The organism is Actinomadura sp. KC345 (genome assembly GCF_004348515.1).
Classification (GTDB): domain Bacteria; phylum Actinomycetota; class Actinomycetes; order Streptosporangiales; family Streptosporangiaceae; genus Spirillospora.
On the sequence record NZ_SMKH01000255.1, the window covers coordinates 1 to 11451 of the forward strand.

Sequence of the window (11451 nt, forward strand, 5' to 3'; positions counted from 1 at the left end):
GGAGTACCAGGACAAGATCAACGCCGAGCGGCCGCCCAGCGACCAGGTCATGGAGGACCACCAGCACAAGTTCGGTGAGGAGTACCGGCTGGAGACCGAGGGACCGCACCCCGTCCCGAGCATGCGCGACAACATCTCCTCCTAGAGATCTTCAATAACTACAGTCACCGACTGTCTAGTTTCTGACCCGCTGTGGCCGACGGTGGGCAGACCGCGGCGGACCTGGGCGCGCCTGGCCGGCTTCGAAGACGAAGCCGGCCAGGGGCTGAGGTCGCCCAATGGCACGACCTGGGGACGACGCGGACGCACCCCGGTGGTGCGCGTCACCCGGCCAGCACCCGCGCGGTGTGGCTCGACAGAGGACGAGCGGGATAACCACAACCACGCACCCGACCATCCGAAGGAAGTGAAACGAGAGGAAGCGCACGGTAGCGGCACGGGATGCCAGGCTGGGATCAATCCGTCTCGTTGAGGAGGCGGTGGGCGTGGGCGATGACCGCGGCGTGGCGGGGGTCGCCGGGTGGGAGGACGGCGGCCAAGTGTTCCAGCACCTCCAGATCATCGCGTCCCGGTTCGGCCTGGGCATAGGCCCACAGCGCCGCGGTGTCGCCGCGCTCCAGCACCCGCAGGCGCAACAGCATGGTCAGCTCGTCTCGCTCGGCCCGGATAATGGGGGCCTCCGAAGGGGGCAGCAGTTCGCCGCGGGCCAGCCGGGCCGCCGCGGTCACCTCGCCCCGCTCCAGCAGTCGCCGTACCGCTAGGAAGTCGGCGTCGACCGCGCAGGCCAGCCGGTACGGCTTGGCGTGCACCACCTCGCCGAGCTGGGCGCGCAGCCGATGGATCTCGGCGCGCACGGTGACCGGTTTGCCCTCCTCGCCGTACAGGTGCAACGACAGCCGGTCGCCGTTGAGGCCCCGGGGATGGAGGGCCAGCAGCGCAAGGATCTCGGCATGTCGCAGCGACAACGTGATTCTGCGGCCGCGCAGGCGCGCGGTGGGCGGGTCGTCGCCCAAGAGGGTGAGCATCAGCGGCGGCGGGTGTCCGGTGCCGCCGGTTTCCTGCGCGCGATGGTCCTCTTGGCTCTCCGGTCGCCGCGAACTGCTGTTGCCGCGAGGACGGCGGGAGCCGGAGAGAAACGGGTGTAACAGGAAGACCTCGCCGAGCGGCTCGGCCAGCGCCTGGCGTCCGTCGGGCAGCCGCAGGTGGCCGCCGGGCGTCGGCACCTGCAGACGCCGTCCGGTCCAGGATGCGGGCTCGGCCAGCAGGACCCGGCCGGTCGGGGTGACCAGCAGTCCCGTGCCGCCGCCCCGACCGCCCCGACCGCTGCGGTCGGCGTCCAGCGCCTCCAGGTGCGGGCGATAGCGTTCGCGCATGCGCTCGTCGCGGCACCGCATCTCCATCTCGAGCTGCCCCTCGGCGAGCCGGGCGGCGGCACCGACCAGCGTGACCGCCGCGGGATGCAGTTCGCGCGCGGTGGCGCTGACATCGACGCATCCGATCACTTGTCCGGTGTCGGGATCGCTGATCGGGGCACCGGCACAGGACCACGGGTGTAGGCAGGAGGCCAGATGCTCGGCCGCGAAGACGTACTGGGGAGCACCGGTGGCCAGGGCGGTGCCGATCCCATTGGTGCCAACCGACCGCTCCGACCAGCAGCATCCCTCCCGCATGCCGATCCGATCGGCCGCGGTCAACAGGCCTGGCGCTCCCTGCCGCCACAGCGCCAGACCGTCGCCGTCGGTGACCACCATGACGTGCGCATTGTCGTCGGTGAAGCGACCGATTATCTCCTGCAGCATCGGCAACAGTGAGTTGAGGCGGTGGCCGTCCCGGGCTTCGGCGACCTCGTCGGGCCCGCACACTTCAGGCGCCCCCGGCACCTCCACGGCGACACCGGCTTCCCTGGACCGTCGCCATGATTCGACGACGGCGTGCCGCAACCTCTGCGGCGTGGCGGGTTTGCCGGTGCCGTCCCCGGCATGACCGTGGGCAACGTCATCGACGGCCAGGAGCGGGCTGGCCGGCTCACTGGGATCGCTGGCGGAATGCGAAACCAACCTGACGGATCTGCGCTCCATGGGAACGCTCCCCCCAGACCCAAGCGTGGACCCTCACGTGATGTCGATTGCCACTGAGAATCTCAGTCCAAACCCGCACCTGCAACCGGTTCGAGCGGGCCGGGCACGCTCGGACCGCGGCTCCGCCTGCCCGAAGCCCGGTCCTAACGGGTATCCCTCGTCCGCAGGCTCGTCCGGGGGTGCGTAGTGGGTGGTTGCCAGGCCCTGGTCGTTGCTGATCGTCCGTGGGATGCGCTTTCGTCTGACTTCCTGAAATTCCCAGCACGGTTGGTGATGATTTCTGTACTGTGAGTTCAAGGGTCGGTGAAAACAAGGAGACGAGGGATGGATGCGAGAGGCTTAACCACCGAGACGCGATCACAACGTTCCGTGGTTCGCGCGCTGACCGCGGCTTTGAAGGAGCGCGGCCTGGTCGCGACGGTGCGGCGACGGGGCGTGGTCTGGGTGTTCGGCCCAGTCGGCGAGCCGGGCGCCGACGGCGTTGCCGGTGACGAGGGGGAGTGGGTGCCCGGTACTGGGCTCCGGCAAGAGGTGTGGTGTGCCGAGCGGCCGGACGGAGGCGCGCTGTGGTGGTTCTGGGTGTGGTGGGACGGGGCTGGCGGATCCGGCCCCGATCTGGAGCCGTTGTGCCCCGCCGGTGAGATCGAAGCGGCTGCGGAGCGCATCGCGGTCGTCCTGGCGGCGTCCTCCGGCTAGCACGTGCCTCCGGGCTGAACGAACGCTCGGTGCAGAAACATAAAGGTCCCACGCCGGGTGTGCGGTCCTGACCTCCGCCCGGCCCGGGGTAGTAGGAGGGGGCGAGGCGGTCGTGCCTGCCGCGACGGGTGGCACGACCGCATCGCTGCACTGCGGCGGCGCAGCCCGATCGATTGGGTCGTGATCGGTGAGGCCCGACGGTGACGGCGCATGGACGGTGACGGCGGCATGATGGGCACGATCCCGGCGGGCATGGCCACCAGGGTGTTCGGGCGCCCGTCGGGTGGGTCGTTTCGGATCGTCACCCTCGTGCAGAGTTCAGCGGGGCGGCAGCCTGTCAACGCGGCGGGTCGGGAGGCCCAACGCCCGCAGGGCACCGCGCAGTTCGGCGCGTTCTACTGCGCTGACCGGTGCGTCCCTCATGTACAGGGCCATGACCAGCTGATCGATCGCCTTTTCCCACTGTCCGCTGGCCGCCCCACCGGTGATGCGCTCCAGCACCGTCGGAGGCAGCCGATCCTGGAAACGGCCTGGCAGGCGCCGCATCGTTCCCGCCAGCTCCGCTGCTCTCGCTGCATCGTGGCTGTCGGCGGGCGGCGGCGGGGCACCAGAACGTCGGCTGGCTGAGGAGGGCCGGTCAGGCCGAGCAACCGCAGGATCTGTGCCATCACGGCCATCGGGTGGCCCCCATTCCCTCGCAGCGGTCCTGTCGACCTCGGGCGTCGGCGGCCCCTCGGCCTTGCGAAACGCGAGTGTTGTCATCTGTGTGCTTCCTACGACACTGCAACACACCCATGGCAATCAACCCATCACGCTAAGCTTGTTATAGATCGCGTGTTCGGTCAGCTAGTGCCCTATCCCGTGGTTGTGACAGCGTCGCTTGGGCCAGGGCGGCCGGGGCCTGTTGGGCCGGTGACCGGCCGTCCATGACCACCTGTAGGAGTTGTTGGTCAGCCGGTTACCGCAGCATTGGGCTGCGTGAGGCATTGCGAAGGAACGCGCTGGCGCGGCCGGTTCCGTCTCCCGCCACCCCCGCGGGCCGTTCTTCTGTTCATAGGCATCAGTCCGAATTGTGATGCGCTGACTAAGATCGGCAGTTTCCTGCACGGACAGGGGAATAGAGGGGCGGCTGGTGGGGCGAGCGGTCAAAGCTCGGCACCCTAGATGGCCTGGCGCATCAGCCCGCCGGGGGCTGATGCGCCAGGCCAAATTTCACCTGTCCAGCCGGACCGCCGTCACTCCGGAGGCCACGGTATTCCCAGCCACGGTCGCCATCGCCCGCGGAATGGCGTCCCCATCACCGGTAGCCGCTCGGTTCATAAATCGGTGGCATCGCAGTTCACGATCTTTACACGCTCGGTCCGGAGGACGATCACGCTGCCGCGAAGCCGAGTTCATCACGCATCGCACCCGGTGATGTGAAGCCCGCACCACCATCTGACGAGTTCGCGTTGACTATCCCATCGCCGCCGAGCGTGCCGCCTGGCTGGCGCTCCTTCCATCCGGCTCGCCGCGCTCCTCGGAAGTCCCCATGTTTTGTTCGCTCGTTTCCTCCATTCGTAGGGCGACACCCATGGCGAAGAACGTCGGCGCCCATTCGCCGACGAAAATGCCCCATCTGTCGGCTCGTTCCAGGCCCGCGTCCTCAAGCCGGTTGGACGCGGCCCAGGAGGCGAACGCCAACGCGATAGAGCCGATGCCCGCTGTGTACATCAGGCTGGACCGTACGCCCCACTTGTGCAGTGTGTTGATCATCATTCTCCCTCCGGTCCGCTGCCACGTACCCGGCGTCGATGCGTGCATGCGGACTTGAATGAATCTGGCCCTCGTGCATTGGTGCCATTGACCTGGCGGCGACGGCGCCAGGTAAGACCCCTATGGCGGGCATGGTGACCGCAACCGTCGAACCGCCCACTGGTGCTTCTCCGGCGAGATTATCCAGAGGCTGCTGCGCTCGGATTCGCCGGTGTGCCGCCGGAGCGGAAACTGGATTCCAGCCGGTTTCTTGAACCTGATCTAGCGGTCCTGCGCGCGCGGCACCGGCGCCGTCTCCATACGAGGACGAGGAGAGGTACGAGGCACGGCACTGGATGGAAGAACCCGGCCTAGACCCGTTCACGCGGCGCGCCGTCCCGGCGTGGCGGCTACTGGACGACCCGGTCGCCCGCGTCAGCCCAGCACCGGCCGAACTAGGTGTTCTGGACGCGGTGGTCGCCTTGGTGTAGGGCGTTCGCCGGGCGGGAACGGGCGCGGACCGGCAGCGTCACACCGTCGGCCGGGGCGGTGCCGACGCAGTGGTGGACATGCTCGCCGGGCAGATGACCTGTTCGCGCCGGTGGCAGGCGAGGTGTTCGACGTGATCCTTGCCAACCCGCCGTACGTGCCCGGCGACGCCGATCCGCCAACGGCCCGGGGCCGGGCACGGGCGTGGGAGGCGGGTCCGCGTGGCGGGGTTCTCCTGGACCGGATATGCCAGGCGGCCCCGCGCCATCTGGCGCCGTCGGGGACGTTGCTGGTGGTGCATTCGGCGTTGAACGGGGTGGCGGCGACGCTGGTGGCGTTGCGCCGTGCGGGGATGCGGGCCTCGGTGGTGGCCCGGCATTGTGAGCCGTTCGGCCCGGTGATGCGGAGCCGGGCCGAGTCGCTGGAGGCGCGGGGGCTACTGCGTCCCGGACAGAGGTATGAGGGCCTTGTCGTGGTGCGCGCCGACCACATCGCGGCAAGGCGAGAACATGAGCGCGGACGCCGGGCGGCGTGAACCCGACCCCGGGCATGGGCTCGGTGGCTTGCTCACGGTCGCGATCTGCCGGGTGGCGGCGAACTCCTGGGCGTACAGGTGCAGGGAGTCGACCTGGCCCGGGCCGGTCCCCCGCCGTGCCGTTGCGGGCGGGCTCAGTCCCGTTCTGCGTCCTGGTCGGCGCGGGTGTCGATGCGCTGCTTGAGCTGGGCGTTGATGCGCGTGGCTTCGGCGAGCTGGTCTTCCAGAATGATGATGCGGCAGGCGGCCTCCAGCGCGGTGCCCTGGTCGACGAGGTCGCGGGCGCGTTGGGCCAGGCGTAGCTGGTAGCGGGAGTAGCGGCGGTGGCCGCCGGCCGAGCGTTGCGGGACGAACAGCTCGGCGGCGTCCAGGCCCCGCAGGAACCCCGGGGTGACACCGAGGAGCTCGGCGGCCCGGCCCATGCTGTAGGCGGGGTAGTCCTCGTCGTCGAGCTTGTCGTCCAGCCTGCGGTCGAGCCCGGTGTTGGTGTCGTCCTGCGCCTGGCCGGGCTGGGCGGGGCGCGGGTCGCGGTCTGCTGGGTGGGTGCCGGGCCTAACCGGCTGAGGTCCTCTCACAAAACCTTCCGTACTGTCGTGGCTGCCCCTACCCGGGGCATGCCGAACGCGTATTCGAGAACGACGGAGCCCCGGCGCCGAAGGGCGGCGCCGGGGCCATGAGGTACAACACCATCTATCCGGCGCTGCGGCCGGTTGACTTCCGCGCCGGCCATCTGGGGCGACGGCGCGGGGATCGCGGATGCGTGACCGCAGACCACCGTCCAATCTGTGGGGCTGCGGTACCCGCGCGGCGTGACTGGAGCCCGCAACGGGCGATCCCGATGGTGCCGAGACCCTCCTTCCGTGTTCCTACCTGCGTTCCCTACCGTGTTGCGACTTGCGGTGTTGCGACTTGCCTTCACGGCGGCCCGTTGGCCGCCGGGCGCGGAGCCGGCTGCCGGGGTCCCTTCCACTGCGTTGACCCCGGCACGTCCGGCCCGCGTCATCCATCTGTGCGGGCAGTTCGTCCTCTGCCGCGCCTGCTGGACTTGTTCCTCTTCGATGACAGGAACCATACCCCACTCCGCCGCGAATATCTACCTCGATCAGCAGAGGTTTTCGGAGATCGGCTGATGCGATTGCCCGCCGCCGATGCGCGGGCCTACACCCGAACGCGGCAACTCCGGTGCCCGGGCGTTGACCAGGTCGCCGTCACGGGCACGGAGCGCCTTCCAGATCCCCACCAGTGGTGACTCGGGTGAACCCGGCCAGCCGCAGCGCTTTCAGGTAGGCGTCGGAGGTGAGGGCTTGGGCGGCACATTTGCGGGTCGGCTCGGCGGTATCTGCCTGGACGTCGTCGGCGATGATGTCGCTGACCCCCAGCCGTCCGCCGGGGCGAAGGACGCGGAAGGCTTCGGCCACGACGCGGGGCTTGTCGGCCGACAGGTTGAGGACGCAGTTAAAAATGACCACATCGACGGCCGCGTCCGGTAGGGGGACGTCCTCGATGTTTCCGCGCAGGAACCGGACGTTGCCCAGACCGGCATGGTCGGCATTGGCCGCGGCGAGGGCGAGCATGTCCGGGCCGGCGCGGGCGAGCGCGCCGTAATGGTTCACGATCGCCTGTGACCGGTCGTCAGGGTCCGTCATAGGAGATGCTCTTCAGCCGGAGGGGCCGCAGGACGGTGGTACGGGGGCGGGTTTGCCCATGATGATGTCGGCGGCCGTGGGAAAGCAGTCCACGCAGGCGTCGTTGATCCGGTAGAAGCGCGCGGTGCCATGGCTGTCGGCCAGTACGAACCGGACCTCGGCCAGCACCTTCAGATGAGCCGAGACGGTGGACTGGCCGACATCGACGAACTCGACGATCTCGCCCACGCTCATCGGATGTCCCTCCCGGGCCAGGAGCGACACGATCTGGATCCTGGTCGGGTCGGCCAGCGCCTTGAACCACGATGCGTACTCGGTTGCGGTGGGCCGGTCCAGCAGCCCCTTTCCCATATTCATCGTCAATCGACGATAAGCGATCAATGTCGAGGAGGCAAGAGGTCTGCCGCGCTTCGGGATCAGCTGGTGTGTGCCCGTTTTCGCGACATCCGCACCGGCCACCGCGTCGAACGCATCACCTGCACCGAGGACGGGGCCGGGTTCCAGGCCGCTACCGCGGACGGGGGCGTGTTCACCGCTCCGCTGGTGATCGCGGCGACGGGTGCGTTCAGTCGCCCCTACCGCCCCGCCGTGCCGGGCCTGGACTCCTTCGCCGGGACAGTGCTGCACACGTCCGACTACCGGCGCCCCGAGCCGTTCACCGGCAGACGGGTGGTGATCGTCGGCGGCGGCAACTCGGCGGTGCAGATCGCGATCGAACTCGCCGCCGTCGCCGACGTCACGCTCGCCACCCGGCATCCGCTCCGCTTCATGCCGCAGCGGATCGCGGGCCGCGACATCCACCTCTGGTTGCAGCGCACCGGCCTGGACACCGCAGGCTGGGCCAGGCCGCTGCTGACCGGGGGCCAGGGCACCCCGGTCATGGACACCGGCACCTACCGCGACACCGTCGCCTCGGGCAATCCCGACCGCCGACCGATGTTCGACCGCCTGGACGGCGACCAGGTCATCTGGAGCGATGCCACGCGCGAGCCCATCGATGCGGTGCTCCTGGCCACCGGGTACCGGCCCGGCGTCGACTACCTGGCCGGACTCGGAGCCCTGGACGAGCACGGGACGCCCAGCCACCGCGCGGGCGTCTCCACCACCGTCCCCGGGCTCGGCTACGTCGGGCTGGAATGGCAGCGCTCGTTCGCCTCGGCCACCCTGCGCGGCGTCGGCGCGGACGCCCGCCACGTCCTCACCCGGCTCCTCAAGCGGTCACGTCGCAACGGAGCCGCGGCTCCCGCGGGCGATCCGGCGTCGGTTCACGGCGGGTCAGGCGCCGGTGAGGTCCGGTAGTGCGAACAGTCCCGACAGCCTGGTGAGGCGTTCGGGGATCACGCGGTAGTACACCCAGGTGCCGCGCCGCTCGCCCTCGATCAGCCCGGCCTGACGCAGAATCTTCAGATGGTGGGAGATGGTCGGCGCGGACACCTCGAAGGGGCCGGTCAGGTCGCAGACGCACGCTTCGCCGCCCTCCGCCGAAGCGATCAGGTTCAGCAACCGCAACCGCACGGGGTCCGCCAGCGCCTTGAACACCCGGGCCAGGTCGGCGGCCTCATCCTCGTCCATCACCGGGCCGCTCAACGGCGCGCAGCACACCGGAGCGGAGACGTCCTGAAGTTCCATCAACACGGCCACCTCTCTAATTTGACATACATCTAACCAGTGATGCACTCTTGCGTCTGATTCGATGTTAATCGAAACAGGCTGTTGTAGTGCCGTGACTTCAAAGGAGACGCCCATGAGCACCAGCACCGGCCGGGACGAGCCCGCCGCAGCAGCTGCAGGCCAGAGCACCGGTCAGCAGACCCAGGGCGGCAGTTGCTGCGGCGTCAGCGCCTGCTGCACCGACACCGAGCAGCCCGTCGACTCCGGAACCACGCTGCTGCAGGCCAAGACCGAGGCCGGGTGCGGCTGCGTCGCAGACCACGACGGCCAGGGCAGCCTGCCGGTAGTGGTCATCGGTGCCGGACCGGTCGGCCTGGCCACCGCCGCGCACCTGGCCGAACGCGGCCTGGACTTCCGCGTTCTGGAGGCCGGACCGCAGGTCGGCGCCGCGATCTCCGAATGGGGCCACGTCAGGCTGTTCTCGCCATGGCGCTACAACACCGACGCCGCCGCGCGCCGCCTGCTGGCGCCCACCGGCTGGGCCGCCCCCGAACCCGGCCATCTGCCGACCGGTGCCGAACTCGTCGGCGACTACCTTGTTCCGCTCGCCGGCGTCCCGGAGCTGGCGGGCCGCATCCGAACCGGGACACGCGTTGTCGCCGTCACCCGCCAAGGCGTCGACGCCACGCGCACCATCGACCGCGACCAGTATCCGCTCATGGTCCGCACCATCGACGCCGACGGGACGGTCCGCGACCTCACCGCCCGCGCCGTCATCGACGCCTCCGGCACCTGGGGACACCCCAACCCGCTCGGCCACTCCGGCCTGCCCGCCATCGGCGAAGACCAGGCCGCCCCGTACCTGGCAGGGCCGCTACCGGACGTGCTGGGACGCGACCGCGACCGGTTCGCCGGACGCCACACCCTGGTCGTCGGCATGGGGCACTCGTCCGCCAATACCCTTCTCGCGCTGGTCGAACTCTCCGAGCAGGCCCCGGGAACTCGCATCAGCTGGGCCGTCCGCTCCGCCTCGGTCGCCCGGCTCTACGGCGGCGGGGACGCCGACGGACTACCCGCCCGCGGGGCGCTGGGCACTCGGCTCAAGCAGGCGGTCGAGGCCGGTTCGATCGACCTGGTCCGCAGCTTCACCATCACGCGCTTCACCGTCCCCGAGGACGGACCCGAGTCCGGCCCGGTCACCGTCACCGGCAGCACCCCCGACGGCGAACGGGCCGTCGCCGCCGACACCGTGGTCGCCGCCACCGGCTTCCGTCCCGACCTGGACATGCTCCGCGAGATCCGCCTCGACCTCGACCCCGCCACCGAGGCGCCGGCCAAACTCGCACCGATGATCGACCCGAACTTCCACTCCTGCGGCACCGTCCCCCCGCACGGGGAACGCGACCTCACCCACCCCGAAACCGGGTTCTACCTGGCCGGAATGAAGAGCTACGGCCGCGCGCCCACCTTCCTGATGGCCACCGGCTACGAGCAGGTCCGCTCCATCGTCGCGGCCCTGGCCGGCGACCGCGAGGCCGCCGACAGCGTCCAGCTCGACCTCCCCGAGACCGGCGTCTGCTCCACCGACCTGGTCAGCGAGGACCAACTCCCCGGTGCGGAGGCGGACGGATGCGGCACCTCGTGCGCGGCCGAACCCGCAGTCGAGGAGAGCACGTCGTCCTGCTGCGGTTCTGCGGAGCGGGCGCCGCAGCCGGTCACCGTCAGCGTGGGGGCCCCGGCTGATGTCGGTTTCGCCACCGGACGGGTGCACGGCTACTCCGGTGACGCCGGAAGCGGCGGAGCCTGAGTTCGCGGTCGGTGGATTCCGCATCCTCGATCCCGGTCCCCGCGGTTGCGGCCGCCGGGACCGGTTCGAGCGCGCGTGGTGTGCTGGTCGCCCTCTGTATTACAGAGATCACCAGCTGGGGCGTGCTGTACTACGCCTTTCCGGTGCTGGCCCCGGCTATCACCGCCGACACCGGCTGGTCCACGCCCGCCATCACCGCCGCGTTCTCCGCCGCGCTCATCGTCGCCGCCCTCGTCGGCATCCCCGTCGGCCGCGTCCTGGACCGCCGCGGCCCACACGCCCTGATGACGACCGGTTCCGTCCTGGCCGCCGCCGCAGCAGCGGCAGTGGCCATGGCGCCGTCGCTGCTCTGGTTCGCCGCAGCGTGGTTCTTGGCCGGAGTCGCGATGTCGGCCGTCCTGTACCAGCCCGCCTTCGCCGCGCTCACCCGCTACTACGCGCCCCGCCATCTGCCCGCCCTCACCACCCTCACCCTGGTGGCGGGCCTGGCCAGCACCGTGTTCGCGCCGCTGACCGACACCCTGGCCGGGCACCTGACCTGGCGCGGCGTCTACCTCACCCTCGCCGCCGTCCTCGCCGTCGTCACCATCCCCCTGCACGCCATCGCCCTGCGCCGCCCATGGCCCGAGCCGACCGGTGACCGGAAAGCCGCCGCCGACCATCCCGCCCGCCCACAGGCGATACGCCAGATCACACGCAGCCGCCCGTTCCGGCTGCTGGCTGGAGCACCCCGGGTTGGGTGGAGGCCCTGATACCTGGAAGGGTGAGGGGCTATGGCACCCCCGAGGAAGTACTCCCCTGAGCTGCGTGAACGCGCGATCCGGATGGTCTTTGAACTGCGTGAGCAGACAGGTG

Annotated in this window: 12 protein-coding genes; 5 read left to right on the top strand and 7 right to left on the bottom strand. The window is 69.9% G+C overall.

All coding sequences use genetic code 11. From position 1 onward, the window contains the following. Positions 1-455: 455 nt before the first annotated feature. Positions 456-2078 (bottom strand): GAF domain-containing protein, encoded by a 1623-nt coding sequence (locus tag E1281_RS30685; RefSeq protein WP_131883212.1) that lies wholly within the window; start codon positions 2076-2078, stop codon positions 456-458. Between the two features lie 324 nt (positions 2079-2402). Between E1281_RS30685 and E1281_RS30690 the strand changes: the two genes are divergently transcribed. Then, on the top strand, positions 2403-2774 hold the full coding sequence (locus E1281_RS30690; protein ID WP_165959182.1) for a hypothetical protein: 372 nt from the start codon (positions 2403-2405) through the stop codon (positions 2772-2774). A 318-nt stretch (positions 2775-3092) separates the two neighbouring features. Here E1281_RS30690 and E1281_RS30695 read toward each other — a convergent pair whose 3' ends face one another. Together E1281_RS30695 and E1281_RS30700 are read right to left on the bottom strand one after the other, a co-directional pair. Next, positions 3093-3320 carry a hypothetical protein gene (locus E1281_RS30695; protein WP_131883214.1) on the bottom strand — a complete coding sequence of 76 codons (228 nt, stop codon included), beginning with the start codon at positions 3318-3320 and terminating at the stop codon, positions 3093-3095. Positions 3321-4229: 909 nt separating this feature from the next. After that, positions 4230-4532 carry a hypothetical protein gene (locus tag E1281_RS30700; RefSeq protein ID WP_243717601.1) on the bottom strand — a complete coding sequence of 101 codons (303 nt, stop codon included), beginning with the start codon at positions 4530-4532 and terminating at the stop codon, positions 4230-4232. 598 nt (positions 4533-5130) lie between these two features. Between E1281_RS30700 and E1281_RS30705 the strand changes: the two genes are divergently transcribed. After that, positions 5131-5532 carry a hypothetical protein gene (locus tag E1281_RS30705; RefSeq protein ID WP_131883215.1) on the top strand — a complete coding sequence of 134 codons (402 nt, stop codon included), beginning with the start codon at positions 5131-5133 and terminating at the stop codon, positions 5530-5532. Positions 5533-5666: 134 nt separating this feature from the next. Here the strand turns inward: E1281_RS30705 and E1281_RS30710 are convergent, their stop codons facing one another. From E1281_RS30710 to E1281_RS30720, 3 genes are all read right to left on the bottom strand, one after another. Beyond that, positions 5667-5954, bottom strand: a complete 288-nt coding sequence (locus E1281_RS30710; protein WP_131883223.1) for a MerR family transcriptional regulator — start codon at positions 5952-5954, stop codon at positions 5667-5669. 786 nt (positions 5955-6740) lie between these two features. Beyond that, the gene (locus E1281_RS30715; RefSeq protein WP_131883216.1) at positions 6741-7178 is read right to left on the bottom strand and encodes a methyltransferase domain-containing protein; all 438 of its coding nucleotides are present in this window, start codon (positions 7176-7178) and stop codon (positions 6741-6743) included. 12 nt (positions 7179-7190) lie between these two features. Then, the gene (locus E1281_RS30720) at positions 7191-7535 is read right to left on the bottom strand and encodes a metalloregulator ArsR/SmtB family transcription factor (protein ID WP_207943578.1); all 345 of its coding nucleotides are present in this window, start codon (positions 7533-7535) and stop codon (positions 7191-7193) included. 66 nt (positions 7536-7601) lie between these two features. Between E1281_RS30720 and E1281_RS30725 the strand changes: the two genes are divergently transcribed. Next, on the top strand, positions 7602-8477 hold the full coding sequence (locus E1281_RS30725; protein ID WP_243717603.1) for an NAD(P)-binding domain-containing protein: 876 nt from the start codon (positions 7602-7604) through the stop codon (positions 8475-8477). Here the strand turns inward: E1281_RS30725 and E1281_RS30730 are convergent. Further along, complete coding sequence (locus E1281_RS30730; RefSeq protein ID WP_131883219.1) at positions 8454-8807, bottom strand: metalloregulator ArsR/SmtB family transcription factor; 354 nt, start codon at positions 8805-8807, stop codon at positions 8454-8456. The two genes, E1281_RS30725 and E1281_RS30730, sit on opposite strands and share 24 nt — an antisense overlap. 115 nt (positions 8808-8922) lie before the next feature. On the opposite strand from E1281_RS30730, the gene E1281_RS30735 reads away from it, so the two are divergent. Next, complete coding sequence (locus tag E1281_RS30735; protein ID WP_131883220.1) at positions 8923-10596, top strand: FAD-dependent oxidoreductase; 1674 nt, start codon at positions 8923-8925, stop codon at positions 10594-10596. A gap of 80 nt (positions 10597-10676) precedes the next feature. Further along, complete coding sequence (locus E1281_RS30740) at positions 10677-11348, top strand: MFS transporter (RefSeq protein WP_131883221.1); 672 nt, start codon at positions 10677-10679, stop codon at positions 11346-11348. Positions 11349-11451: the final 103 nt, after the last annotated feature.